The sequence below is a fragment of the Cryomorphaceae bacterium genome (genome assembly GCA_017798125.1).
GTDB lineage: Bacteria > Bacteroidota > Bacteroidia > Flavobacteriales > ECT2AJA-044 > ECT2AJA-044.
Genome location: CP059070.1, coordinates 2,064,544 through 2,091,368 on the forward strand (window position 1 = coordinate 2,064,544; position 26,825 = coordinate 2,091,368).

The window sequence follows — 26,825 nt, forward strand, 5'->3', positions numbered from 1 at the left end:
GTTCTGTGCCAAGGGCTTCTTTCTGACAGCCTGCTGTCAATATGGCTGAACCCTCGAGACAATATTTGCGTATATTCACCGAGCACGTTGGATAACTGCCGTTGAGGCACGAGGCCAGTAAGCATAACCAAAACAGACTACACATATGTATCAATCACGCATCGTGGGCATGGGGCATTATGTTCCGCCTAAGGTGGTGACCAACGACGATCTGTCGGAACTCATGGACACCAACGATCAATGGATCCAGGAGCGCACGGGGATTAAGGAGCGCCGTTTTGCGGACGGCGTTGAGGACACCACAAGTACAATGGGAACCAAGGCCGCCATCATGGCGATTGAAAATGCTGGGGTTTCCAAGGACGATATTGACTTCATTGTTTTTGCTACACTGAGTCCAGACTACTACTTCCCAGGACCAGGAGTCCAGGTTCAAGAGCAGCTCGGTATTAAAGAAATTGGCGCTTTAGACGTCCGGAATCAATGTTCTGGATTCGTCTACGCGCTCTCCGTGGCGGACCAGTTTATCAAGACGGGTATGTATAAAAACGTCTTGGTTATCGGTTCTGAATACCACAGTGGAGGACTGGAAATGACCACGCGAGGACGGGGTGTTTCCGTGATTTTCGGTGACGGAGCTGGAGCAGCGGTTTTACAGCGCTACGAAGGTGACGATCGAGGAATTCTTTCCACGCACTTGCATTCTGAAGGAAAGCATGCTGAGGAATTGGCGCTCATCGGGCCGGCAACTCGTCGCTGGGTCGATACCATCATGGAAGAAAACGACCCTGACGATACCTCGTATTACCCGTATATGAACGGGAACTTCGTGTTCAAGCACGCCGTTACCCGTTTTGCCGAAGTGATCATGGAAGCCTTGATGTCCAATGGCTACAAGCCGTCCGACATTGACATGTTGGTCCCTCACCAAGCAAACTTGCGGATTGCGCAGTTCATTCAGAAGAAGATGGAACTGGGCCCTGACCAGGTTTATAACAACATCATGCGTTACGGAAATACGACAGCGGCATCCATTCCGATTGCCCTTTCTGAAGCCGTACAAGAAGGAAAAGTAAAAGACGGAGACCTCGTGATGCTCGCGGCCTTCGGTTCGGGATTCACTTGGGCCAGCGCGCTCCTTCGATTCTAATGATTTGAGCCTACGGCTCGATGCTAAAAAGGCGCCCCACAGGGCGCCTTTTTTATTGCTTGATGATTCGGTAGGTGCCCGTGGCACCATTGTTTCCCGTCAAGGTCAGGAAGTATACCCCTGAGGGATACTCGCTCAAATCGAATTCAAAGTCCGAGCTCACCGAGGGACCTTCAATGATTCGTTTTCCTTCAACATCATAAATGACATAAGTCGGCTGAACAGAGCGTACCGCAGGGGAAAGCTCCACAGATATGGGGCCGTTGGTCGGTTGCGGGAATACCGTGACCGCATGTTCACCGAGCTCGTTCAAGGAGTTTACATTGGTTTGAACCTGTACCGTATCGCTGTAGAATTTGGTACTGCTTCCACTTACGTTGAAGGTCGCTTCGGCGTAGACATCATAGAGCGAAAGGGGATAGGCCCACAGTGTGTTCATCACGTTGAAGGTCTGGGTTCCGCCTCCATTCAGGTTGTATACTCCTGCGTATACCGATCTCCATTGTGCAGAATCTGTGTGAGAAAGGAACCAGTTCACATCAGTTAGGGAGTCCTCTCGGAGCTTCATGTCCACTTCAGCGAATACTTCATAAATCCCTCCGTTCGCTGTCAAATTGGAGAATTCCACAGGGATGGAATCAAATACCTTAACCGGCGTCATAAAACTCAAGGTATCGTTGGTAAACAACCAGTTGTTCCCACTGGGGTCCAAAACGGCCTCCACGGTCCAGTGGTATGTGGTATCGTCAGTCAACCCTACCAAATTCACTTGAGGCTGGAATACTTGCGTTCCCGAACCCCCGAGGTTAAACGTACCTCCATTGAACGCTTGAGGCGCTCCTCCATCAATCCAATAGGTAAAGGTGACGTCGGTATCGTAGTCTTGACGAAGTTCCATATCGACCTGTAGTGTCGCAGAAGAGTCTGTAACGCTCAGTGATTGTTCATTGGAAAAGAGCACCGTATTGGAATCAATTTGAGCGGGCAATGTTTGGAACGTCAAGGTATCGTAGAAGAAGGTGAGGTTCTGTCCGTTAGGATCAAAGCCTGCAATTGGCGTCCAGTAATATGTTGTGTCTTCGAGGAGATTGAAAAGGTTCAAGGTAGGATTGAAGACTTGAGGCCCGCTTCCACCCAGGGTGTAGTTTCCACCATAACCCGTAGAATCCAAGCCCCCTTCTGGCCAATAAACAAACAACACATCCGTTGGCAAATCCTCACGGAGAGTCATATGCACATCTATTGTGGCCATGGTCGAAGCAACATTCGAACTCACACCTCCAGAGAATGATACTGGAGGCAAGGGATAGTCACCTTCGGTGATGGTCATAAATTGATTTGCAGGGACGTTGTAGAGGTAGTCTACCGTACCAGAAGGCCATTTGACCAGCATGGAATCAATTTGGTTCGTTGATCCCAAGCCAAAGTGCTGCATGAAGCTGTTTTGAGTTCCGTACCCTTCTCCGGCACGAACTTCGCGGATTTGAATACCCCAAGGGCCATAGATTTCGACCCTTGTTCCAATGGCATTGACATTGCTCACTACACCGACAAGATCGAGCTCGATGAAATTGAAGCCGGAGGCCGCTTGATTGATCCACAAGCGATCCACAGCTGAGCTCGAAGCGGAATTGTATATGGTTCCGTAACTGCTGTACAGATCTAAAAATCCGTCGTGGTTCAGATCTCCGACAACAGAACTGAGCATCCAGTCGTTCACCGCGCCGAACGGATCAATGTCCAGGGTAAAGGTGGTGTCACCATTATTGATCCAAAGGCGGTGCTGAGATCCCGTTGCCAGCAGATCTACAAACCCGTCGTTGTTGAAGTCCCGGAAGTAGGTCTGAATTCCGGCAAATCCGGTTTGGGTGAGCCCCACTTGAGTCGTGATCTCTTCGAACTGGCCTCCGCCAATGTTTCGATAGAATCGGGACACTTGATCGTGGTTCATGACAAAGGCGTCAAAATCGCCGTCATTATCAATGTCAGCAAAGTCCGTTACCCAGCTTTGTGCGCTGTCTCTTAAGATCGTGTTGGTGTTTTCTGCCCACATGCCGGAACCGGTGTTTTCAATCCACTGGTTGATCCGGCGGCCATCGGACGGACTCGTCACGCCTTGACGACATTTAGTGATGTATAGGTCCAAGTCTCCATCAGAGTCTAAATCCGTAAACATCGACGCGTAATTACCGGACATGTCGGTCCCAGGGGTTGTGGTCATATCCAGCCAGGTAGTATCCCGGCTCCAAGAACTCCCATCATATTGATAAAGGTGGCTCTCGTTTATGTCATTACAGACGAAGAGCTCCGCAAGGCCATCCTGATCGATGTCCACGAAATTCATTCCTTGAGCAAAAATGAGAGAACTACTCACTGACTGAGAAGTGTAGGCGCCGCCTACCGAATCAGCCCAGTAAATGCGAACGTCGTTGTAATCACCAATGGCAATGTCGTTGTAACCATTGGTATCAGCATCCGCGATGGTGATTCCCCATACTTTATCAAAAGGAGCCACATTACCAAGGCTCAGTTCCGTAAAGGTTCCATTCGGTTGCTGGTACGCGATAAGGAGGGTCTGTGAGTTGTGCAGGCGTACAATATCATCCAGACCATCACCATTCATGTCGCTAATGGCCATTGGAGAACCGGAACGTGCTGCAATAGTGGTTGTTGGAAGTAACGTAGTGCTGTCTCCAAAGGTGATTTGAGTTGTCGGAGGAGCCACACCTGGATCCACATTCAATTGGTAATTACCACTCTGGCTAGAGGAGTATCCATCAATGACAATGTAATAATCGGTATTGGCTTGAAGCATGAGATCAATGATCTCACTGTTGTAAGCATTGTTGTATGCAGGGCTTTGACAACCGTCTTCTTGGCAGGCATAGGAAGTTCCAGAGGAGCAGCTGCCCTGATAGACATAGAGTTGGCTATCGTAATTGGTGCCAGCAATACATAGACTCAAGGTGATGTATTCAACGGAAGCTCCAGTGGTGTACTTATAGACCACATCTTTTGCCCCTCCCTGATTGCCCACATCAGGACAGGTCTCTTGGTAGTCGTCTACGGCAGCGCTCGTAGATCCAGTCCCAACAAAAGGGATGGAGGAGATCACTGTAGCCGTAGCACAATCTTCTCCGCCGGCTTGAGCCAACGCATTAGTGAATAAACCCGTGAACAAAAGAAGAGCGAAAAGCTGTTTCATGCCTGAGAACCAAGTAATTTTAAAGGGTAAAATTAGCCTTTTTTGGGCATTAGTCGGAACTTTGCCCAGGTGACATACACGATGAACGGCAGTCGGTTAAAATATGTTTTGGGTCTTTCCCTGATCGTTCTAACGCTTACAGTAGCACGAAGCGTTGGGCCGGAAAAGCGTTCTTCTTTCCACTCGGAGGAAGAGATGGCTTTGTTTATGGCCCAAACCACCGACCTTCCGATTGATACCAACAATTACTTCGCCACCAGTGGCGTTTGCGCGGGATGTCACGGATTTGACCCAGCTGGCCTGGCGATGGTGGACACCTTGGGCAACGACATCAATATTGCGGATGATTGGAGGTCCACAATGATGGCCAACTCGGCAAAAGATCCGCTTTGGCGGGCCAAAGTAAGCCATGAAGTACTTGTTAACCCAGCACATGCGCAAGACTTGGAGAGCGTTTGTACCAGCTGTCACGCACCAGCAGGAAGATATACGGCCATTTTTACGGGTCAGCCTCACTACGGTATTAATGACCTACTGACCGATACCATTGGCCTAGACGGAGTCAATTGCGGATCATGCCATCAGGTTCTTCCACCGGACTCCCTCGGTTTGGACTTCAGTGGGCAAATTGATTTTACCACAGACAAGACAGTTTACGGACCCTATCCCAATCCATTCGCGGATCCCATGGCTAGTTTCATTGGTTTCAACGTAGAGTGGAGCAACCACATCAACGATTCTGAAATCTGCGCCAGTTGCCACAGCTTGGTTACACAGACGGTTGACCTTCAAGGAAACTATACTGGAGACTATTTCGTTGAGCAAGCGACCTACCATGAATGGCTGAACTCGGATTACAACACCAATGAGGTGGAATGTCAGTCCTGTCATATACCGCGGATTGATCAAAACGTCATCATAGCTGCGAATTACAGTTTCTTGGCTCCAAGACGTCCTTATGGCTTGCATCACTTGGTAGGAGGAAACAGCTTTATGCTTCGTCTACTTAAGGACAATATTGCATCCCTGGGATTGACGGCCACTCCAGAGCAGTTTGATTCCACCATTGCCCGGAGTGAGCGCCTCCTCAGGGAACACACCTTAGAATTGGAATTGGATGAAACCAACCGGACTTCAGATACAGCCTTCTTCGAATTGAAGCTCACCAATTTGGCCGGACATAAGTTCCCAAGCGGCTATCCGGCAAGAAGGGCCTATATCGAGTTTCTGGTGCAAGACACGCAATTGGATACACTCTTTATTTCGGGTGCCTTGGACGCGACTTATGAACTGATGGGAATTGATGCAACCTACGAGCCGCATCACCCGGTTATTTCCAGCCCTAACCAGGTGCAGATCTACGAACAGGTGATGGGTGATGTCAATGACGACGTGACCACCGTACTCGAACGGGCCAAGACGGCATTGAAGGATAACCGTATTCCTCCGACTGGATTCTCGGTATTCCACCCGAGCTACGACAGCACCAAGATCAGTGGTGTTGCGGCAACCGATCCGACCTTCAATTACGAGAACGGCATTGAAGGCTCTGGAACGGACATCATCCAGTACCACATCCCCACAGGAGGCTATCAAGGAGCGCTGAACGTCAGTGTTCGCATTTGGTATCAACCGGTACCACCGAGGTATCTGGCGGACATGTTTACGTATTCTTCGGCGGCGATCGATTCATTCGAAGTGATGTACAATGCTGCAGATAAATCGCCCAGCCTGGTTGCCGAGGCGTATCGAGGGCCGGATGTGTCTATTGGGGAAGGGGCGCATCGAGCCGTAGGCTATACGCTTTATCCAAATCCGAATTCGGATGGACGTCTCTTTTTGAAGGGTGATCAGCGTTCCTTCAAGCGCATTTCCCTGTACAGCTCGGGAGGTCGATTGCTTTGGGAGAAGCGCGATGTGCTGTGGAACGACTATATAGAGCTTCCGTTCGCCGGGGGCATGTACTTGATGTATCTAGAAGATGCGCAAGGTCAAATCTCCGTGCAGCGCATTATCCGCCGATAAAGTAATTCACGAAACGCGTCCCACTTTCTGGCTGAAACCACAAAGTCAAAATCAATCCCGATAAGGCACCGCCAAAGTGTGCTTCGTGACCAATATTGTCGTTCTGCGCCCTCATTCCGTAGATCGAGACCAGGAGATAGACGATCCCAAACAGCCAAGAAGGGATCGCAAAGGGAATCAAGAACACGTAGACGGATCCTTGCGGATAGAGGAGGATACTGGCGAAAACAACGCCGCTAACGGCTCCAGATGCGCCTACGGCGCGATAATACATTTCCTCACGATGGAGAAACAGCGAGGTGAGGTTTCCTCCGATCAAGGATAGGAAGTAGAGAATCAGAAAGGGTACCGTTCCCAAGAAGTCTTCGACAAGCCCTCCGAAGGACCAAAGGGCAATCATGTTAAACGCCAAGTGGGCCATCCCGCCGTGGAGAAAACCGCTGGAGAGCATTCGGATGTATTCTTTGGCGTTGAGAATACTCCCGACTTGAAAGAGGTAACGCTCGAAAAAGACGCGGTCGTTGAAGCCCCGAAGACTTATTAAGACATTAAAGAGGACTAAGGCAATGGTCGACATCAGCGCATGGTGTTTTCCGCTGCCTGCCAAACCTTGTCTGCTGGACAAGGGGCCGTGAGCGTTAGATTTTCCTTTTGAACGGGATGTGTGAAGCTCAGCCTACGCGCGTGCAGCGAAATACTACCGTCCGGATTGGAGCGCTTAGCACCGTACTTTAGATCTCCTTTAATGATGCAGCCCATCGCCGCCAACTGCGCCCGAATCTGGTGATGTCGGCCCGTGTGAAGGTCTACTTCGATGAGGTGATACCGATCCAGGCTGGCGAGTAAGCGATAGCTGAGTTCCGCTTTTTTGCCCTTTGGGTGCTTGGGGCCGACTACATAACTTTTGTTTTGTTTGGGGTTCTTGGCCAAATAATCCACGAGTTTTCCTTCCGGTATCGCGGGACGATCTTCACAGAGCGCCCAATAGGTCTTCTGGGTTTCGCGATGGCGAAAGAGGTCATTCATTCGGCTCAAGGCCTTGCTCGTCCTCGCAAATACGACAGTACCACTGGTAGGGCGGTCCAATCGATGAACGACGCCGAGGAAGACATTGCCAGGTTTATTGAATTTCTCCTTGAGGTAGGATTTCACTCGGTCGGGGAGGGGTAGATCACCCGTTTCATCCCCCTGGACCAGCTCACCAGCTTTTTTATTGACAGCGATGAGGTGGTTGTCCTCATACAGGACGTCCAAGCCCATCTTTAGTATTGCTCGCTTTCGTTGGGGAAATCAACGCTTTTCACATCGTCAACATAGGTTTGAACAGCCCCAGTAATGAGTTCATTCAAATCCAAGTACCGACGCAAGAATCGAGGGTTGAATTCGTGGGTCATCCCCAACATATCATGTAGGACCAAAACTTGACCGTCGACTCCGGAGCCCGCACCAATTCCAATGACCGGGATGCTGATCTCTTGAGCCACTTTGGCCGCCAAAGCTGCGGGTACCTTCTCCAATACAATGGAGAAACAACCGGTTTCTTCCAACAACTTCGCGTCTTCAATGAGTTTCTGTGCTTCCGCTTCTTCCTTGGCTCGAACCGTGTAGGTTCCGAATTTATATATGGACTGTGGCGTGAGTCCAAGGTGCCCCATAACAGGTATACCCGCCGTTAGAATTCGCTCGATACTCTCGGCGATTTCAGCGCCGCCTTCCATTTTCACGGCATGCGCGCCCGACTCCTTCATGATGCGAATGGAAGAGCTCAAGGCTTCCTTACTGTTGCCTTGATAACTACCAAAGGGCAAATCCACTACAACGAGGGCGCGATCGACCGCTCGAATGACCGATGAGGCGTGATAAATCATCTGGTCCAAGGTGATCGGCAGGGTTGTTTCATGGCCGGCCATCACGTTGGAAGCAGAGTCTCCGACCAAGATGACATCAATGCCTGCCATGTCAATAATCTTAGCCAAGGTGAAGTCATAGGCGGTCAACATGGAGATTTTCTCTCCAGCGCGCTTCATTTCTTGAAGGGTCTGCGTAGTGACCTTTTTGGCGTTAATGCGGTGCACACTCATATCAATTGCGTTTTTTCGCCTTGCGCTTAGGCAGTTCAGTTTCTTTGGTTGGCGTTGCTGACTCCTGTGGGGTGGTTCCGGTGTCCGTGTTGGACGGCACCACTGGAGCGGCTTCGCTCACTTGATAAGTCCCGTCGACAATCTTATCGAGTACGTTGAGCTTAAATTCTTGGTATTCCTCCAAGATGATGTCAATGCTGTCCTTGAGTTGGACGTTCTCGTTGGTCAAAGCCTGATTCTTCAGCATTTCCTCACGAAGGTTTCGGCTCAAGGTCAATAAGAGGTCTTTGTCAATGTTTCCGACCAAAAAACGGATTTCTTCGTACTGGGCTATTTCTTCTCGAAGCACCTCATTGTCTCGGTTTGTCGTAACAAGTTGTGTTTCCAAAACCTGTATGACCCCTTGAAGCTCTACGATCTTCGCATCCAGGCTCTGAGCCAACTCGTTTTTTAAGGCTTCATTCTCTTTTTCTAGCTGTTCAATGCGCAGCTCGTTTTCGGTTTTAGCCACCTCCTCTAAGCTGGGCTCCGTAGTATAAACGTGGAAGAACTCTGCTCTTGCCTTGGTCATGGGGCCGAGAAAAAAGCCCATATTCCCAAATTCAAAGGTGTTGTCGTAGAAGGAAGTGACAAAGCTGCCGTTGATGTAAAAGTCGTAGTCACCATTAGCGGTCTTCACCTCCAAAAGATTGTATTCGTCAACGCCCAGAAGGGCATTAGACTTGACCCAACCGTCTACACTTTCCCCCATCATGGTGACCATTCCATTTCGAATTCGGCGAATGCGGTATCGTTTATTGCGGTTGAATTCGAAGACGTAGGCAGAATTACTGTCCCGTTGAGACATGAAGATGAGCCCCACCATTTGCTCCTTGGTTTCGGAAGGTCCCAATTTGAGCTTCGAACTCAGGTGAAAAGAGCGCAACTCATTGGGGTAATTCGCCATAACGGCGAAGGGAGTTGTGGGGTTGTTCCGGTTCATGAAGTAGGAACTGTCATCTACAGTGTAGTAGTTCTCTACAGTAGTAATGGTTGGGAATGAACCTTTCGATTCATAAAAGTCTTCTACAAACGCTGGAACGTCGAAAGTGCCATAAATTCTCTGCTGCGCAAGAAGGGGAGTAGAAAGGAAAAAAGCGATCGCGAAGATCGATAAGAGCCTGTGCATCGAACGTGATTTTATGCGGGTTCGGCGTCGAAAATCAAAAGTACGAAATTAGTTATCTTTGCTGCTTATGAAAAGAAAGCTCCTATCCTTTGTCGCCATCGGAGCGCTGATTACTGCTTGTTCAACAGACCTCGATATCAATGCTCCAGCAGACGAGCAGACGGTGGTCTATGGATTGATCGACTACTCTGATACAGTCCATGAACTGAAGATCGGAAGAACCTTCCTCGGTGAAGCCAGCGCCCTCGATATGGCCCAGCAATTCGATTCTCTGTACTACGGAGATACCATTCAAGTTACTTTGACTGATTTAGACGACGGAACAGTATACCCCTTCGAATACAACGTTGAAAGCACGAAGCCCGATGGCATTTTTGCCAGTCCGGATCAAGTGATTTATCGCGCTTCAATGGTATTGAACGATGAGCACACCTATAAGCTAGATGTCATCACGGACGAAACGACTCCGCCTACTGAAGGTACAACAGACTTGGTCCAAGAGTTCCGTATTGTTCGTCCAACTACCCTACAACGAATCAATTTGGCCGGCCCTGGAGACTTCCGCGTGGAATGGAACAGTGCGGTAAATGGGAAGACCTATGAGCTTTGGGCACACGTACACTATTTGGAGACTCCGCGTGGAAACGTGGCGGATTCAACCATGAAGAAAGCGACCTGGCGCATCAAGTCAGATATCGAGTCGAGAGACATTGACGGTGGAGAGGAAATGGGTTATGATATTGCCTATCCGAACTTCTTCACGGCCATGTTGGCGGTGATTCCCGTTGATGAGAATGTAGACCGATATCTGCGGGCAATTACTTTCTACGTGAGTTCAGGAACGGAAGAAATGGCGCTGTACCGTCAAGTGTACCAGCCAAGTGGTGGTATTGTGCAGGAGCGACCACCGTACACGAATTTGAACAACGGTATTGGTTTGTTCACTTCTCGCCACACGGAAAGCCGTTATTCAGAGAAGATCCTCAGAGATTTGAACAACCCCAACAACGATCGGAATTACACGAATGATTCCTTGAGCCTTGGATCCATAACCTGTGAGTTGCGCTTTGCGTCATACGAGGTATTGGGAACCAACGAGATCGATACAGTCTTCTGCGGGGACTAAGGTATTTCTGACGTACTGTCAGCAAAAATGTCAGTTTCGCTTCCTTTCGGGGCAGTGAAACTGACATTTTTCATTTTAGGACCTATTGGCACGGTCATTGACCTTTAGTCGGCAGCCAAAAAAGAGTATAATTTAAATATCTATATAATGAGCAAGATCATCGGAATTGACCTCGGTACGACCAACTCCTGTGTGGCCGTCATGGAAGGAAACGAGCCGGTGGTGATCCAGAACAGCGAAGGAAAGCGCACTACGCCTTCCATCGTTGCCTTCGTGGAAGGTGGAGAACGCAAAGTCGGTGATCCGGCCAAGCGTCAAGCCATCACCAACCCTGAGAAAACGATTTATTCCATCAAGCGTTTTATGGGCGAGCAGTACGGAAATGTATCTGCAGAAGCTAAGCGCGTTCCTTACAACGTGGTGGAAGGAGACAACAATACAGTACGTGTAGCGATCGATGATCGCAAGTACACGCCTCAAGAAATCTCGGCTATGGTCCTTCAGAAAATGAAGAAGACTGCTGAGGACTATTTGGGAAGCGAAGTAACCGAAGCGGTGATTACCGTTCCTGCGTACTTCAACGATTCACAACGTCAAGCAACCAAAGAAGCGGGTGAAGTTGCCGGCTTGAAAGTGCGTCGAATCATCAACGAGCCAACAGCTGCGGCATTGGCCTACGGTCTTGATCGCAAAGATCAAGACATGACGATCGCCGTATTCGATTTGGGTGGAGGTACTTTTGATATCTCTATTCTTGAGCTTGGAGATGGCGTATTCGAAGTGAAGTCGACCAATGGAGATACCCACTTGGGTGGAGATGACTTTGACCAAGTCATTATTGACTGGTTGGCAGAAGAGTTCAAGTCCGAAGAAAACATGGACTTGCGCGACGATAAAATGGCCCTTCAGCGATTGAAAGATGCTGCAGAGAAAGCTAAGATTGAATTGTCGAGCTCAGCGCAAACCGAAATCAACTTGCCGTACATCACAGCTACTGCAAGCGGACCAAAGCACTTGGTACGTACGTTGACCCGCTCAAAGTTTGAGCAATTGGCGGATAACTTGATCCAACGCAGCTTGGAGCCATGTAAAACGGCTTTGAAGGACGCAGGATTGTCGACATCTGAGATTGATGAAGTCATCTTGGTCGGAGGATCGACCCGTATCCCTGCTATTCAGGAGGTAGTAGAGAAGTTCTTTGGAAAGAAACCATCTAAAGGAGTGAATCCTGACGAGGTGGTAGCTATTGGAGCTGGAATCCAAGGAGGAGTACTGACCGGAGATGTACAAGACGTACTTCTTTTGGATGTGACTCCGCTCAGCTTGGGAATCGAAACCATGGGAGGTGTTATGACCCGATTGATCGAGTCGAACACAACCATCCCAACCAAAAAGTCTGAAGTATTCTCAACCGCAAGTGATAATCAGCCTAGCGTTGAAATTCACGTGCTTCAAGGGGAGCGCCCGATGGCTGCAGACAACAAATCAATTGGACGATTCCACTTAGACAGCATTCCACCAGCACCGCGTGGAGTTCCTCAAATTGAGGTGACCTTCGACATCGACGCCAACGGTATTCTAAACGTAAGTGCGAAGGATAAAGGAACCAATAAGGAACAGAGTATTCGCATTGAAGCCTCTAGTGGCTTGAGTGACGATGAAATCCAACGCATGAAGAAGGAAGCAGAGGCAAATGCCGATGCGGATAAGGAAGCGAAGGAAACAGCAGAGAAGGTAAATGGTGCAGATGCCATGATCTTCCAAACGGAAAAACAGTTGAGCGAATTCGGAGACAAGCTTTCTGACGATAAAAAAGCCCCAATTGAGGGAGCTTTGGAAGAGTTGAAGAAAGCGCACGAAAGTCGTGACCTTGCTGCTATTGACGCTGCCATGGAGAAAATCAACGAAGCTTGGAAAAATGCTTCTGAGGAAATGTACAAGGCCCAACAAGAAGGGGCTGCAGGTGATGCAGGTGCAGATCCAGGAGCAGGAGCTACGGAAGATGGGGCCGCAGAGGATGTCACTGATGTAGACTTCGAAGAAGTAGAGGACGACAAGAAATAAGTCCAGAAACACTTGAATACAAAAGCCACTCCCGAGGGAGTGGCTTTTTTTGTTGCTACCCCGAAGGGTAGACTTTCGCGCTATGTGCAACTAAATTACACAATGGGCTGAGTAGGCGAATGTTTTAGTACAACTTTTTGTTTTTTATGCCTTGCACGAGTGTAAAGTAAACTATACATTTGGTTAAGTAAACATGACACTTATGAAAACCAATTATCTGTTTCCCAACGCATTTAAAAAAATTGGCTGGCTGCTCTTGGTGCCGAGCTTGTTGGCCGGACTCATCTATTTAGTCCTCGGAGAAATTGACGGCCCCGAATGGAACGTCTTTGCCTTTTGGACGGAGGAAATTTTCGGCGACCAGCGTTTCTTCGTTGTCGTTGAAAATGTAGTGATCGATGAGCTCATCGCCATAGGACTATTGCTGGGTAGCGTTTTTGTAGCGCTTTCGAAGGAGAAGGAAGAGGATGAATTTATCATGCGCATACGGCTCGAGTCGCTTGTATGGGCCTTGTATTGGAACTACGGCATCTTGCTGGTAGCCATTCTCTTTGTTTATGACATGCCCTTCTTTTGGGTCATGACCGTCAATATGTTCAGTCTACTTCTGCTCTTTGTTGCCCGATTCCGCTGGAAACTAAAACCCGTTCGCGATGAAGAATAATGTACGGGTAGAACGAGCAAGACAGAAGATCACTCAAGCTGAATTGGCTGAGCGCATTGGTGTGAGTCGACAGTCCATTATAGCCATTGAAAACGGTAAATATGTTCCGTCCACTGTGTTGGCTTTGAAGATGGCTGAAGTTTTTGACTGCACCGTGCACGAACTCTTTGAACTCGACGAAACCGACTAGTCGAGGTGCATGAGATGCACCTGTTTGTGCGGCATGTTGGGCACGGGCAGGGGGTGATCATGGGTGTAATGAAACCCAACGCCCTCATAGCTGCGGATAGCTGGCGCGTTGTCCGTGTATACGTAAAGATAAACGCGCTCCCTGGGATTGTGGCGTTTGGCGTACGCTACAAGTTCACGGATCATTTGGGCGCCATGTCCTTTTCCTCGATGGGCCTGCGGCCCGATGAGTATGCGTCCCAAGCGCGGTTGAAACTCCCCGTTGTACAGCACTTCACCATATCCGAGCATAGTGTCTTCATGACTGTACATGAAGCGATCACGGTCGTGGACAGTGTCGATGTATTCTTGTAGGACCTCGCGGGTCCAGGGCCATTCAAAATCGGGTCCAGAATAGCGCTCCATGAGCTCTGGAGAATCGACCCAGCGGATGATGTAATCGAAGTGATCGGGAGTGAAGGGGTGTAGCATGGTTGCGCATCGTGCCGTAGGCACAAATCTATCTTAATAAAATGTTCATAATAATGAATCCGTGGTAACGTGCTCTTAATGAAAGAACGCTATTATAGCTAAAAATCACCACTCCATGGCGAAGACAACGAAGGCAAAAAAGGAGGAGAAAATCTTTGTATTGGACACCTCGGTCATCATTCACGATCACCGATCCATTCTGAATTTTGAGGAACACAACGTAGCCATTCCCATTACGGTTCTAGAAGAACTGGATGAGTTTAAGCGCGGCAACGATACCAAGAATTTTGAGGCACGGCAGTTCATCCGGTACATTGATGAATTGTCGGGAAGCCATAGCCTTCAGGAGTGGACGCCGATCAATGGCCCCAAGCGCGGGAAGTTCAAGGTCATCATGAACAAGCCCGATCTGAAGATCAACGCAGAAGAAGTGTATGTAGGCAAGAAGATGGATCACAAGATCCTGAACGCCGCCTTGAGCATGACCCTTGAAGAGCCCAAGAAAAAGGTCATCTTGGTCACTAAGGATGTCAACTTGCGCCTGAAGGCCAAAGCCTTGGATATGCACGCGGAGGATTACGAGACCGGTAAGATCAAGGACGTTGAGAACCTGCACACTGGGAAGGCCATAGTCGAAGGCGTGCCCCAGCGCTTTATCGATACGCTCTTTAAGTCTCCGACCGTAGATGCGGATAAAGCGGTGAAGCACTTTGAACTCGTCAACAACCACTACTACATCCTTAAGAGCGCCAAAAGCTCGGCATTGACCTATTACAACCCCTTCGAGCACACCATGGAGCGGGTGGAGAAGAAGATGACCTACGGGATAAAGCCGCGAAATGCAGAGCAGACCTTTGCGATGCATGCCATCCTTAATCCTGAGATTAAACTCGTATCGCTTCAAGGCGTCGCTGGAACGGGTAAAACGCTATTGGCCCTAGCCGGGAGTTTGGAGCAGCGTCGGAATTTTAAACAGGTGTATTTGGCCCGACCTATCGTGCCTTTGAGCAACAAAGACATCGGGTATTTGCCAGGAGACATCAAGTCTAAGATCAACCCTTATATGCAGCCGCTCTGGGATAACTTGAAGTTCATCAAGAACCAGTTTAACGAGCAGGACAAGGAATACAAGCGGATTGATGAGATGGTCAATCAAGAGAAGATCATCGTGACGCCGTTGGCCTACATACGCGGTCGGAGTTTATCGAATGTCATCTTTATCGTGGATGAGTCCCAAAATCTTACCCCGCACGAAGTCAAAACGATTATCTCCAGGGCAGGGGAGAACACGAAGATCATCTTCACCGGAGACATCCATCAAATTGACACGCCTTATCTGGACGCGCAGTCTAATGGGCTTTCGTACTTGATCGATAAGCTGAAGGGAAATCGATTGTTTGCGCACATTACCTTGGAGAAAGGGGAGCGCTCAGAATTGGCAAACTTGGCGAACGAACTCCTCTAATCATGAAGAAGCTATTCATCGTACGTCACGCGAAAAGCAGCTGGAAAATGGCTGAGTTGGACGATGTCGATCGGCCGCTGAAAGGACGTGGTGTGCGGGACGCTTACAATACGGCGGAATGGCTGACAGAGCAAGGGGAGCTTCCTGAGCTGCTGGTTTCCAGTCCGGCGACACGGGCTTTGCACACGGCCTTGATTTTTGCGCGCAGGATGAATATTCCTTTTGCTGACGTGCGGATTGAAGAGTCCATTTACGGCGCTGATACGCATCACCTGAGACAGCTCGTGGCCTCTTTGAGTGATGACTATTCCTCCGTGATGATTTTTGGACACAATCCGACCATAACGCATTTTGTCAATTACTGCATTGAGCACCACATTGATCACGTTCCGACCACAGGGGTAGCTTGCCTTAAGTTCGACGTAACCTCTTGGGCCCAAATCGATCGCAATGCCGAGTTGATGTTCTTCGATTACCCCAAAAAGCGAATTCAGAACTAAGGGGATGGAGCGATCTAAGTATATCGATCGAGAGAAGAGCTGGTTGCTCTTCAATGGACGCGTGCTCCAAGAAGCCGCAGATGACACAGTGCCTTTGATTGAGCGGATGCACTTCTTGGGAATCTTCTCGAATAACCTGGATGAGTTCTTCCGCGTTCGTTACGCTACGATTCGCCGCCTTTCCGTGTTGGGTAAACAAGCCGCGGATTTGTTGGCTGGGGTTCCCCCTCAGGACTTATTGACGCAGATATCCTCTATTGTGATTGACCAGCAGACCCGATTTGAGGAAATCTTCGAAGAGATTCGTGCGGGTTTGCGGTCCGAAGGTATCCACATCGTCGATGAAAATGGACTTGACGACGTCCAAAGCAAATTTATTGACCACTACTTTGAGGAGCGCTTGAGTCCGGCGTTGGTTCCGATTATGCTGAACTATGTGGATGAATTCCCCATGTTTCGAGACAAGTCCATTTATCACGCGGTTCGCCTTGTTAAAGAAGGTGGAGCGCAGGTGAATTACGCGCTGATCGAAATTCCGTCTGAGGTTTTTGATCGCTTTGTAGTGCTTCCCGACCGGGGTGGAGAGAAGTATGTGATGTACTTGGATGACGTCATTCGTCACTTTTTGCATCGAATTTTTGCCACGTTCCAGTTCGAGGAACTAAAGGCCTATACCATTAAGCTTACCCGAGATGCGGAGTTGGATATCGACAACGATATTTCACGCTCATTCATTGACAAGATTTCTCGTTCTGTAAAGGCCAGAAAGAAAGCAGAGCCTGTGCGGTTTGTTTACGATAAAACCATGCCCAAGGACCTGCTAAACTTCTTGATGAAAGGCTTAGAAGCGGATTCCAAGAGCGATAGTTTGATTCCCGGTGGCCGATACCACAACAAGAAAGACTTGATGGACTTTCCTAACGTCGGTGGTCCACATCTGGAGTATAAGAAGCATCGACCCGCTAAGCGTCCTGAGCTGGACAAAGTAGCTAGCTTTCTTAAAATATTGGACGAACGGGACGTCCTCCTGCACTATCCATATCAGAGCTTTTCCTATTTAATACGAATGATTCGAGAGGCAGCTATTGACCCTCAGGTGACCAGTATCAAGGCAACGCTCTACCGAGCCGCGAAGAACTCTCAATTCCTGAATGCACTGGTGAATGCTGCGAAAAATGGGAAAAACGTGACCGTGGTGATCGAGCTTCAAGCTCGGTTCGATGAAGAGGCGAACATCAAGTGGACCAAGAGACTCCAGGATGAGGGAGTGAATGTAATTTACGGGGTACCTGGCCTCAAAGTACACAGCAAGCTCTTACTGATTAATCGCAAGAATGAAGATGGTGGTAAGACCCGATATGCATGCGTTTCTACTGGGAACTTCAATGAGAAAACGGCTCGATTGTACGGGGATTACGCTTTGTATACTACGGATCGACGCATTACTAAAGAAGTCAATCAGGTATTCAAATTCTTCCGAAACAACTTCAATATACCCGAATACGACCATCTCTTGGTGTCGCCACATTATACGCGGGATGATTTTTACGCCTTGATTGATGACGAGATCGAAAAGGCCAAATCGGGCCGTGAGGCCCTGCTGCATTTCAAAATGAACAGCCTGGTCGATGAGGAAATGATTGAGAAGCTTTATGAAGCCTCCCAAGCCGGGGTTTCAGTAAAGCTAAACGTTCGAGGAATATGCTCTTTGATTTCGGGAATTCCAGGCCTATCGGAGAACATCGAGGCCATCAGTATCGTAGATAAGTTCCTCGAGCATGCGCGCGTTTATGTCTTCGGAGCCGGCGAAGAAGCTAAAATCTACATATCCAGTGCAGATTTAATGACTCGGAACCTGGACAACCGGGTAGAAGTGACGGTGCCTATTTATGATGAAGAAGCGAAGAATGAGATTTTAGATAACTTGGAGATCGGTTGGCAAGACAATGTAAAGTCGCGCTGGCACGATGGTGATTATGACAATAAGTACCGAAGGACTGGGGTGCAAGACCGCGTCCGGTCTCAGGTAGTTTTGCAGCGGTATTATTGGGAGAAAGAGAAAACGGAGTGAGTTTAAAGTATAAAAGAATAGCGGGAATCGATATCGGGTCAAATGCGATCCGATTGTTGATCTGTAACGTAATCGACACAAAAGAAGGCCCTGTTTTTAAGAAGAGCTCTTTGATCCGTGTTCCTATTCGTCTAGGAGCTGATGTATTCACCAAAGGAAAGATTGGCAAACGCAATGTGAAGCGCTTAATTCACGCCATGAAGGCGTTTAAACACTTAATGCTGGTCAATGATGTAGTGGATTACAAGGCTTGCGCCACCTCGGCAATGAGAGAAGCCGATAACGGTACGGCCGTCATTGCCAAGCTGGCTAAAGAGAGCGGTATCCACATCAATATCATCAGTGGTAAAGAAGAGGCGGATATTATCTATTCGACTCACATCGAGCAGCTTCTCAACCGAAAACGAACCTACCTATATGTAGATGTAGGAGGAGGATCTACCGAGCTGACCTACTTCAGTGGTCAGGACAAAGTGGCTTCGCGTTCCTTCAATATTGGGACCATCCGAATCCTGACGGACCGAGTAAAGCCCAAGCACTGGAAGGAAATGAGTTCGTGGGTTAGCGATCATGCCAAGGCTTTCGATAAAGTTGAGATCATCGGATCCGGAGGGAATATCAACAAACTGTTTAAGATGTCTGGGCAACGTTTGGGTAAACCCATTGACTTGAGGTACCTGAATGAATCTCTATCGCACCTAGAGGGTCTGACGCTCGAGGAACGGGTCTTGAAATTGGATTTGAATGTGGACCGGGCCGATGTAATTGTCCCGGCGTCTCAAATTTTCGTGACGGTTATGGAAGCCTGTGATGCCAAGCGCGTGCACGTTCCCAAGATCGGTCTGGCCGACGGTATCGTACGCACCATTTACAACGAGCGTTTCCTTAAGCCTTCTTACGCATAGCCTCCAGCATGTCCCACATTTCGCTTGGAACCAGATCCATTTGATTGAACTGGCCGGCTCCTTTCATCCATTCTCCTCCATCAATGGTAACGACTTCCCCATTGACGTAGGCTGAGAAGTCAGACACCATATAGGCGGCCAAGTTCGCCAATTCTTGGTGTTCACCCACGCGACCTAAGGGAATGCGGACAGCAGGGTCCAACTTTTCCTTCAAATCTCCCGGGAGCAAGCGATCCCAAGCTCCTTTGGTCGGGAACGGCCCGGGAGCAATAGCGTTGAAGCGAAGACCGTACTTGGCCCATTCCACGGCCAAGGATCGCGTCAAGGCGAGAACTCCTGCCTTTGCTGTTGCGGAGGGGACCACATATCCAGATCCGGTATAGGCGTATGAGGTAACAATGTTGAGTACCGTTGCAGGTTGTTTGGCCTCAATCCACATTTTTCCAAAGGCAAGTGTGCAGTAGTTGGTACCGCGCAAAACAATGTCAATCACCGCATCGAAAGCGCGGTGCGAAAGGCGTTCCGTAGGGGAGATAAAGTTACCCGCTGCATTGTTTAAAAGCACATCCACACCGCCCATGGCTTCTACGGCAGCGTCACGCATGGCTTCAACCTGTTCATAGTCCCGGACATCGCATTGAATGGCATGCACCTTATTCCCAGACTCTTGAGACATCTCTTCCGCGGTTTTCTGAAGAACTTCCAAACGGCGGCTTGTAATGGCCACTTGTGCTCCCAGCTTGGACATGTAGGTCGCCATACTTCGGCCCAAACCCGTTCCGCCTCCGGTGACAACAATTCGTTTTCCTTCGAGCGCGTCGTCGCGCATCATGCCTTCATTGTACTTACTCATGTGATGTAGTTTTCGTCTTTCGACTGCGCTTCATGCGCATATTTAATAATTCAACGGCCAGCGAGAAGAAGACCGCAAAGTAAACGTACCCTTTAGGCACGTGATAATGGAAACTGTCGGCGATCAATAAGAACCCGATCAAGATCAAAAAAGAAAGCGCCAGCATCTGCAGGGTGGGGTGCTTTTCAATGAAGGACGCAATGGCTCCACTGAAAATCAACATGATGATCAAGGAAATGATCACGGCGACAATCATAATACTCACATGTTCGGTCATCCCAACTGCTGTGAGAATCGAATCGAATGAAAAGACGATGTCCAGAAGCGCAATTTGAACGAGAATGCCAAGAAACCCTTTCTTTAGGCCCTCACGGGCCGATGCTTCATCGTATTCCTCTCCTTCAATCTTGTGGTGGATTTCGTACGTCGATTTTCCCAGCAAGAACAAACCGCCAAAAAACAGGATTAAGTCCCGACCAGTGAATTCATGTCCCATCAGCTCAAATAAGGGCTTGGTGAACCCAATGATCCAAGTGATTCCCAGGAGCATAGCGACGCGGGCAAACAAAGCGAGCCCAATCCCGCCAGCCCTTGCTCGTGGCCGTCGTTCTTCAGGAAGCCGATTGGTAAGTATCGAAATGAAAATGATGTTATCGATGCCGAGGACGATTTCCAAAAAGGAAAGTGTAAGCAGAGCAATTAGTCCCTCAGAAGTGAGTAGAACACTGAAATCCATAACCTCGAAAATAGGCTCTTTTTTCCAAGCGATTCTCTATTTTCGAGGAAAATCCAAGGAAGCCCATGAACGTACGTATTCCCGAAATCTCTTTTAGCCATATCATGGCGGACACAAATGAGGTAATCAGCAAGAACGGTCGCTTTTGGGCCGCTGTTTTCTTGGTTTATTACGTCCCCTTGGCCTTGTTGCAATCGTATACCGCTGCCGATACATCAGAGATGTATCGATTGGTTGCCCAGGGGAGTTGGGATGCTGCGGGACAATTGGCCCTAGAGCAGGAAAATTACCCCTTTCTGAGTTTTATAGTCGGATTGATCAGTATCCTATTCTTTTGCTTTAATGCATGGGCCGTCTTTCGCATGTGGGGGAAGGAGACCTACGAGGTGGGTGACCTGCTCAACCGATCGGTGCGCAAATGGCCTTGGGTCATTGCAACACTTCTTTTAATGATTGTCTTGTTGATCCCAGCCTTTCTCTTCTTGGTGGTTCCGGGTATCTTCTTGACGGTATGTTGGTCCATGACCTTGTACTTCGTCCTTTTTTTGGACCTGACTTTTATTGACGCGCTTAAGGCGAGCTACGACATGGTGATTAAGAAATGGTGGACCATCTTCTTCCTGTTCCTCGCGGGAGTACTGGTTATGCTACTCATCTCTATTCTCATTGCGCTCCTCTTTATGTGGACGCCTCAACCGGTGAGTATGATCGCACAGACGGTTTTGTCCGCCTACTTCAATGTATTTTGGGTAGTGGCCTTCTTACACGTATACAACTATACCTATCCTCCAGCGGAGGAAGAGTCGTTTACTTCGCAAATTGAGGACTGAGCACGGCAGCTTTCAACCCCTGACTGTAGTCGTAGAAACCTTCACCAGATTTTACTCCCATTTTTCCGGCGGTAACCATGTTCACCAGCAGTGGGCATGGCGCGTATTTCGGGTTGCCTAGCCCTTCGTACAACACGTTGAGGATTGAAAGACAAACGTCAAGACCGATAAAATCAGCCAATTGAAGTGGCCCCATTGGATGAGCCATACCGAGTTTCATCACGGTATCAATTTCTTCAACACCGGCTACTCCTTCATGGAGACTGATGATGGCCTCGTTGATCATGGGCATCAGTATGCGATTCGCCACAAAACCAGGATAGTCATTGACTTCTACGGGAACCTTACCCAAATTACGGCTGAGCTCCATGATTTGCTCGGTGACGGCGTCGCTGGTAGCGTAACCGCGAATGACTTCAACGAGCTTCATGATGGGAACGGGGTTCATAAAGTGCATACCGATCACCTTGTCCGCACGATTGGTCACTGCGGCGATTTTGGTGATGGAAATCGAAGAGGTGTTCGTGGCAAGAACAGTATCCGGCCCACAGATCTCTTCTAATTGGGCAAAGATCTTGAGTTTTAGGTCTACGTTCTCTGTAGCCGCTTCCACAACGAGGTCTGCATTTGCGCAGCCTTCAGCCAAATCCGTAAGGGGGTTTAATCGCCCTAGTGTAGCTTGTTTATCGTCTTCGGAAATCTTTTCCTTGGCGATCATGCGGTCTAGATTTTTGGTGATGGTCGCGATACCGCGCTCCAGAGCTTCTGGATTTAAATCAACGAGGTTGACGGCATATCCTGTTTGGGCAAAAACGTGCGCAATGCCATTTCCCATGGTACCTGCGCCGATTACGGTTATATTCTTCATGTGTGTAGTGCTTATTTACCCCGTCCTTGCAAGACGATGAGTATGGTGTAAATCAAAATTTTAATATCGATAAAGAGCGACATGTTCTCGATGTATATGATGTCGTACTTCATGCGTTGAATCATCTCTTCTACATTCTCAGCATAACCGTACTTTACCATTCCCCAGCTTGTGATTCCGGGCTTAACCCGATGTAAGTGACGATAATGAGGCGCTTCTTGTTCAATCTGCTCAATGTAGAATTGGCGTTCGGGACGCGGACCTACAAAGCTCATATCTCCAATCAATACGTTCCACAGTTGAGGGAGTTCATCCAGTCGAAACTTTCTCATGATACGGCCCCATTTGGTGATCCGCGGATCTTGTTCGCTGGACAATTGAGGTCCGGCCTTTTCGGCATCTTGGAACATAGATCGGAACTTGATGATGTAGAACGGCTTTCGATTCAGGCCAACACGCTCTTGCTTATAGAATATAGGGCCAGGCGAGCTAAAGGCCGTCATGACTGCGGTAACCAAGAAGACTGGACTCAACAAGAGCATAAAGAGAATGGACAAGGTAATGTCCAAGGCTCTTTTGATCGTGAATTGCCACAACGGCATGAGCTCGTGTTGAATTTCAATCAGGGGCGTACCGAAGATGGATTGCATGCGCACCTTTCCAGAGAGGATATCGTAGGTGTCCGGGATCATCTTAATGACTACTGGCGCGGCTTCCAGTAGGTTCAGAATCTCTTCAATTCTACTGTGTTCTGTAGACTCAAGCGCAATGATGACTTCCTCGACCTCGTATTTCTCAATGATCTCAGGGAGCTCAGTATATACACCGAGGTGGTTGAGTTCTTTAGAAGCGAGGAATTCAATGTTGTTCTCTACACTGACAAAACCGACAAAGGAATTTCCGCTGGATTTACGGGCTCCTTCCAATTCCAGATAGAGAATGACGGCGTTTTCATTGCTGCCGATAAGCAACGTTGGAAAACCAATTTCGCGGCGGTGAATGCGCCTGGCGGTATGCGTCGTCAAAAAGAAGCGCGGCAGATAGGTAAGGCCAAAGTGCAGGCCGAGTAGGGTAAAGAACGAGCTGTAGTAGCTCCTGTAGCTCACAATAGTGTCGTCAAGAATAAGCACGAAGAAGATGATGACCGTTCCGAAAATCGAATAGAACATCGTTTGCCCCAATTCTTGAAGCCTAGATTTCCGGTAGATATCTCGATAGTATCCGGATGCAGCATACATGCCGATCCAAAAGAGAATGATGGCTACGAGACTCGCGTAGAACTTGGCGTCGTAATCCAGAGGAACTCGGATGCCAAATTTGGCGCTCTCGATAACCGTTTTACGATAAACGAAGAATAGTGTCCACGCTCCACCAGCGGATAGGACGTCAAAAAACAGATACTTGAGCCTGTGTAGAGGTCTATTCATCAATAAACCAGCTTGACATTGTCGATATAGACGAACGCGTCTTCTTGGGCATCCGGGTTAAGGAGGGAGGCGAAGTAGATCTTAAAGGAAGTGGCGTTGATGTTTCCAGCCGCAGATACTTGATTGGTCAGCTGAATGTACAACTTGTTCCAATCCTCTTTAGCCAATATGGTCAATGCAATAAAGTCAGTTACACCATTCGGAGTATTCCCCAAGACTCCTACAATCCACTCGTAATTGCACTTGTAGTCAATCTCTAAGAAGACCGGACGCCCTCCTTTGGGCAAGTCAAATTCTTCGACGGTCACCCCAAAGAATAGAGGATTCGCCGTGTCAAGGTAAAAGGCTAAGGATGCATTTCCTTCAAAGGCCTCGGAGCCAGTGATACGCGTCAGGATGGTGTCTGAACTCTCCGTAGGCTCCATACTCAATCCTGGATCTTCGGCATCCTCCATCCAGTCGAAGGTCACGCCTGGGAAGTAGTCAAGAACCGGAGTAAGCTCTACGTTTCCGTCGGGAGTGAGTTGAACGGTATCGTAGTAAGAACGGTAGAAGGGATAGAGTTGACGAACAGAACTCAAACCCGAAATTCGCGCACCTCCGCGAATCTGAAATTCGGTTTCTCCGTCAATCAAGACAGGGAAACTCGCAGGCATTTCGTAAACACCTTGTAGAATGTATCCAAATTCAGGATCGTTGACATAAACCCAAGCGTCGCTGATGTTGTCGCTAGATGAGCCTTGCTCAGAAGTCGTTGTTACGGAAATATCATTGATCTGAACGTATCCAGGAATCTGTTCTGGCTTTTCGTCCAGGCCGCATCCGGCCGTAAAGGCCGCCAAAAATAGTATAGCTATACGTCTCACTCGCTCAAGGGCTTCAATTCATCGTTGAATTTGGACACAATATCAGTGGCCAATTTCAGTGCAGCATGTCCATCTTCTAACGTGACGGCGGTCTCGGTGTTGTCTTGGATGGCTTTAGCCAAGGCATTGAGTTCATCGAGAATCGCGTTGTTTGAAGGTACATCGGGCTTTTCGAAGTAAATCTGCTTTTGATTGCCATTCTCGAGGTCGAGAACCATGGCGTAATCTTCCAAATCTCCTTCAACATTTTTCATCCGTACGATTTCTGTCTCTTTTGTCAGAAAATCGACTGAGATATAAGCATCGCGCTGGAAAATGCGGGTCTTGCGCATGTTCTTCATCGAAATTCGACTACTCGTCAAATTGGCGACGCAGCCATTGTCGAACTCCACGCGTGCATTGGCAATATCTGGGCTTTCACTCACCACGCTCACTCCACTGGCCGATACGCGCTTCACCGAACTCTTCACAATACTCAGTACAATATCCAAGTCGTGAATCATCAAATCCAGAACTACCGGCACATCCGTTCCGCGCGGATTGAATTGAGCCAATCGATGCGTTTCGATGAACATGGGCTGGTTGATGAATGGACGAGCCGTTGTAAAGGCGGGGTTGAAACGCTCAACGTGCCCCACTTGGGCTTTAACTCCTGCCTCTTTCGCTAAACGGATGAGTTCCTCAGCTTCGGCCACCGTATTGGTGATCGGCTTCTCGATAAAGAGGTGTTTGGACTTACGAAGGGCTTGAACCGCGCAATCGTAGTGGGATAGGGTAGGCGTCACGATGTCCACCATGTCAACGGCATCGATCAATGCCTCGATGGTGTCAAAGGCTGGAATGCCGTATTCGGCAGAGACGGCCGTGGCATTTTCGGCGTCGGCATCGTAAAATCCAACGAGTTCATACTCCTCACTTTGGATTAGGAGCTTGATGTGGATTTTTCCCAAATGTCCCGCTCCAAGAACGCCAGCTTTCAACTTCATATCCGTAGATTTGAGGCCAAAAGTAACCAATTTCGAGGGAATAGAAGGGATGCAAGATAGTCCAAGACATCAGGGTTTGCGCGCCAAATTGATTCGTCAACTGGCGGCCAAGGACATACATAGCGAAGCCGTCTTGGAGGCAATGCAAAAAGTACCCCGACATTTCTTTTTTGACACCGGTTTTTTGGAGCATGCCTACGAGGACAAGGCTTTCCCCATAGGCGCCGGCCAGACCATCTCCCAACCTTATACGGTTGCCTTTCAGAGCGAGTTGTTGGACGTGCATCCCGGAGAAAAAGTTCTAGAAATTGGCACGGGTTCCGGTTATCAAAGTTGTGTCCTGCTGGAATTGGGCGCAAAACTGTACACCATTGAGCGACAAATTGAGCTCCACAACAAGACTCGAGTCCTTTTCCGAAAGCTCAACTACAACCCCAAAACGTTTTACGGAGATGGGTATAAGGGGCTACCAGCCTATGCGCCCTTTGATAAAATCTTGGTAACGGCCGGGGCTCCGCACATCCCCGAAGCTTTAAAGGAGCAACTCAAGGTGGGTGGAATGCTGGTGATACCCGTTGGATTTGACGAGCAGATTATGACGGCGGTCATTCGAACCTCTGAATCTGAATTTGAGACCATCGAGTACGGCAGTTTCCGCTTTGTGCCTATGCTCAAGGATAAAGAGTAGCCCAGAAAGTGCCTACGGCACGATGCTTCCCGTTTAGCGTTTCATCGCGCGATCGATCCGGCGCTTGTCTTCCCGCTTCTTAATCGACTCCCTTTTGTCGAAGGACTTTTTACCGCGTCCCACGGCGATGCCGAGCTTCGCACGCCCATTTTCATCGATGAATAGCCGGGTGGGTACAACGGTCAACCCTTTTTCTCCAAGACGTTTCTGAATCTTGCGCAATTCGTTCCGATTCAACAAAAGCTTACGCGGGCGCTTGGGTTCGTGATTGGCGTAGGAGCCGTACTTATATTCGGCAATGTGCATGTCTCGAATCCACAACTCGTCTTTGATGAACATACCATAGGCTTCACCGAGGGTGGCTTGTCCGGTCCTCAAACTCTTGATTTCCGTTCCCTGGAGCTGAATGCCTGCGGTGAATTCATCGAGCAGTTCATACTCGAATCGCGCACGGCGGTTGACGATATTGATAGCCTCATTCGACATG

At 48.8% G+C, this 26,825-nt stretch carries 25 protein-coding genes; 12 read left to right on the forward strand and 13 right to left on the reverse strand.

Annotation, left to right across the window (positions count from 1 at the left end; genetic code table 11):
* Positions 1-145: 145 nt before the first annotated feature.
* Positions 146-1,150: a ketoacyl-ACP synthase III gene (locus tag HZ996_09105; protein ID QTN39289.1), complete on the forward strand. Its 1,005-nt coding sequence runs from the start codon at positions 146-148 to the stop codon at positions 1,148-1,150.
* A 52-nt stretch (positions 1,151-1,202) separates the two neighbouring features.
* Here the strand turns inward: HZ996_09105 and HZ996_09110 are convergent, their stop codons facing one another.
* Entirely contained in the window at positions 1,203-4,355 is a 3,153-nt protein-coding gene (locus HZ996_09110) for a VCBS repeat-containing protein (GenBank protein QTN39290.1), read from the reverse strand.
* Between the two features lie 207 nt (positions 4,356-4,562).
* On the opposite strand from HZ996_09110, the gene HZ996_09115 reads away from it, so the two are divergent.
* A complete protein-coding gene (locus HZ996_09115) occupies positions 4,563-6,380 on the forward strand; it encodes a T9SS type A sorting domain-containing protein (GenBank protein ID QTN39291.1) in 1,818 nt (605 codons plus the stop codon).
* Here HZ996_09115 and HZ996_09120 read toward each other — a convergent pair.
* From HZ996_09120 to HZ996_09135, 4 genes are read right to left on the reverse strand one after another with little or no spacing between them, the layout of a single operon-like run.
* Positions 6,367-6,957 (reverse strand): rhomboid family intramembrane serine protease, encoded by a 591-nt coding sequence (locus HZ996_09120; GenBank protein QTN39292.1) that lies wholly within the window; start codon positions 6,955-6,957, stop codon positions 6,367-6,369. The genes HZ996_09115 and HZ996_09120 overlap by 14 nt on opposite strands.
* Positions 6,957-7,634 carry an RluA family pseudouridine synthase gene (locus tag HZ996_09125; protein ID QTN40030.1) on the reverse strand — a complete coding sequence of 226 codons (678 nt, stop codon included), beginning with the start codon at positions 7,632-7,634 and terminating at the stop codon, positions 6,957-6,959. Before HZ996_09125 ends, HZ996_09120 begins: the two co-directional genes overlap by 1 nt.
* Positions 7,635-7,642: 8 nt before the next feature.
* Positions 7,643-8,461, reverse strand: coding sequence for a 3-methyl-2-oxobutanoate hydroxymethyltransferase (gene panB, locus HZ996_09130; GenBank protein QTN39293.1), 819 nt, complete (start codon positions 8,459-8,461; stop codon positions 7,643-7,645).
* A 1-nt stretch (position 8,462) separates the two neighbouring features.
* Complete coding sequence (locus HZ996_09135) at positions 8,463-9,629, reverse strand: hypothetical protein (protein QTN39294.1); 1,167 nt, start codon at positions 9,627-9,629, stop codon at positions 8,463-8,465.
* Between the two features lie 67 nt (positions 9,630-9,696).
* Between HZ996_09135 and HZ996_09140 the strand changes: the two genes are divergently transcribed.
* The 4 genes from HZ996_09140 (at position 9,697) to HZ996_09155 (ending at position 13,673) form a co-directional block, all read left to right on the forward strand.
* A complete protein-coding gene (locus tag HZ996_09140; GenBank protein ID QTN39295.1) occupies positions 9,697-10,755 on the forward strand; it encodes a DUF4249 family protein in 1,059 nt (352 codons plus the stop codon).
* Between the two features lie 147 nt (positions 10,756-10,902).
* A complete protein-coding gene (gene dnaK / locus HZ996_09145) occupies positions 10,903-12,819 on the forward strand; it encodes a molecular chaperone DnaK (GenBank protein ID QTN39296.1) in 1,917 nt (638 codons plus the stop codon).
* Between the two features lie 202 nt (positions 12,820-13,021).
* Positions 13,022-13,483 (forward strand): hypothetical protein, encoded by a 462-nt coding sequence (locus HZ996_09150; GenBank protein QTN39297.1) that lies wholly within the window; start codon positions 13,022-13,024, stop codon positions 13,481-13,483.
* The gene (locus HZ996_09155; protein QTN39298.1) at positions 13,473-13,673 is read left to right on the forward strand and encodes a helix-turn-helix transcriptional regulator; all 201 of its coding nucleotides are present in this window, start codon (positions 13,473-13,475) and stop codon (positions 13,671-13,673) included. The genes HZ996_09150 and HZ996_09155 overlap by 11 nt, the downstream gene beginning before the upstream one ends.
* Here the strand turns inward: HZ996_09155 and HZ996_09160 are convergent.
* Positions 13,670-14,167 (reverse strand): GNAT family N-acetyltransferase, encoded by a 498-nt coding sequence (locus tag HZ996_09160; GenBank protein ID QTN39299.1) that lies wholly within the window; start codon positions 14,165-14,167, stop codon positions 13,670-13,672. The two genes, HZ996_09155 and HZ996_09160, sit on opposite strands and share 4 nt — an antisense overlap.
* Positions 14,168-14,258: 91 nt before the next feature.
* On the opposite strand from HZ996_09160, the gene HZ996_09165 reads away from it, so the two are divergent.
* From HZ996_09165 to HZ996_09180, 4 genes are read left to right on the forward strand one after another with little or no spacing between them, the layout of a single operon-like run.
* Positions 14,259-15,608, forward strand: a complete 1,350-nt coding sequence (locus tag HZ996_09165; GenBank protein ID QTN39300.1) for a PhoH family protein — start codon at positions 14,259-14,261, stop codon at positions 15,606-15,608.
* A 2-nt stretch (positions 15,609-15,610) separates the two neighbouring features.
* Positions 15,611-16,108, forward strand: coding sequence for a histidine phosphatase family protein (locus tag HZ996_09170; GenBank protein QTN39301.1), 498 nt, complete (start codon positions 15,611-15,613; stop codon positions 16,106-16,108).
* A gap of 4 nt (positions 16,109-16,112) precedes the next feature.
* Positions 16,113-18,179, forward strand: coding sequence for a polyphosphate kinase 1 (gene ppk1 / locus HZ996_09175; GenBank protein QTN39302.1), 2,067 nt, complete (start codon positions 16,113-16,115; stop codon positions 18,177-18,179).
* Positions 18,176-19,084 carry an exopolyphosphatase gene (locus tag HZ996_09180; GenBank protein ID QTN39303.1) on the forward strand — a complete coding sequence of 303 codons (909 nt, stop codon included), beginning with the start codon at positions 18,176-18,178 and terminating at the stop codon, positions 19,082-19,084. Before ppk1 ends, HZ996_09180 begins: the two co-directional genes overlap by 4 nt.
* Here the strand turns inward: HZ996_09180 and HZ996_09185 are convergent.
* Positions 19,065-19,937: an SDR family oxidoreductase gene (locus tag HZ996_09185; GenBank protein QTN39304.1), complete on the reverse strand. Its 873-nt coding sequence runs from the start codon at positions 19,935-19,937 to the stop codon at positions 19,065-19,067. The genes HZ996_09180 and HZ996_09185 overlap by 20 nt on opposite strands.
* On the reverse strand, positions 19,930-20,673 hold the full coding sequence (locus HZ996_09190) for a TerC family protein (protein ID QTN39305.1): 744 nt from the start codon (positions 20,671-20,673) through the stop codon (positions 19,930-19,932). Before HZ996_09190 ends, HZ996_09185 begins: the two co-directional genes overlap by 8 nt.
* Before the next feature lie 65 nt (positions 20,674-20,738).
* Between HZ996_09190 and HZ996_09195 the strand changes: the two genes are divergently transcribed.
* Entirely contained in the window at positions 20,739-21,503 is a 765-nt protein-coding gene (locus tag HZ996_09195) for a hypothetical protein (GenBank protein ID QTN39306.1), read from the forward strand.
* Here the strand turns inward: HZ996_09195 and HZ996_09200 are convergent.
* The 4 genes from HZ996_09200 to HZ996_09215 are packed head-to-tail and all read right to left on the reverse strand — an operon-like array spanning position 21,481 to position 25,650.
* Positions 21,481-22,371 carry a 3-hydroxybutyryl-CoA dehydrogenase gene (locus tag HZ996_09200; GenBank protein ID QTN39307.1) on the reverse strand — a complete coding sequence of 297 codons (891 nt, stop codon included), beginning with the start codon at positions 22,369-22,371 and terminating at the stop codon, positions 21,481-21,483. The two genes, HZ996_09195 and HZ996_09200, sit on opposite strands and share 23 nt — an antisense overlap.
* Positions 22,372-22,382: 11 nt before the next feature.
* Positions 22,383-23,798 carry a sugar transferase gene (locus HZ996_09205; GenBank protein ID QTN39308.1) on the reverse strand — a complete coding sequence of 472 codons (1,416 nt, stop codon included), beginning with the start codon at positions 23,796-23,798 and terminating at the stop codon, positions 22,383-22,385.
* Positions 23,798-24,664, reverse strand: a complete 867-nt coding sequence (locus tag HZ996_09210; protein ID QTN39309.1) for a hypothetical protein — start codon at positions 24,662-24,664, stop codon at positions 23,798-23,800. The genes HZ996_09205 and HZ996_09210 overlap by 1 nt, the downstream gene beginning before the upstream one ends.
* Positions 24,661-25,650 carry a Gfo/Idh/MocA family oxidoreductase gene (locus HZ996_09215; protein QTN39310.1) on the reverse strand — a complete coding sequence of 330 codons (990 nt, stop codon included), beginning with the start codon at positions 25,648-25,650 and terminating at the stop codon, positions 24,661-24,663. Before HZ996_09215 ends, HZ996_09210 begins: the two co-directional genes overlap by 4 nt.
* Positions 25,651-25,699: 49 nt before the next feature.
* Between HZ996_09215 and HZ996_09220 the strand changes: the two genes are divergently transcribed.
* Positions 25,700-26,338 carry a protein-L-isoaspartate(D-aspartate) O-methyltransferase gene (locus tag HZ996_09220; protein QTN40031.1) on the forward strand — a complete coding sequence of 213 codons (639 nt, stop codon included), beginning with the start codon at positions 25,700-25,702 and terminating at the stop codon, positions 26,336-26,338.
* 33 nt (positions 26,339-26,371) lie between these two features.
* Here HZ996_09220 and smpB read toward each other — a convergent pair whose 3' ends face one another.
* Positions 26,372-26,824 (reverse strand): SsrA-binding protein SmpB, encoded by a 453-nt coding sequence (gene smpB, locus HZ996_09225; protein ID QTN39311.1) that lies wholly within the window; start codon positions 26,822-26,824, stop codon positions 26,372-26,374.
* Between the last annotated feature and the right edge of the window lies 1 nt (position 26,825).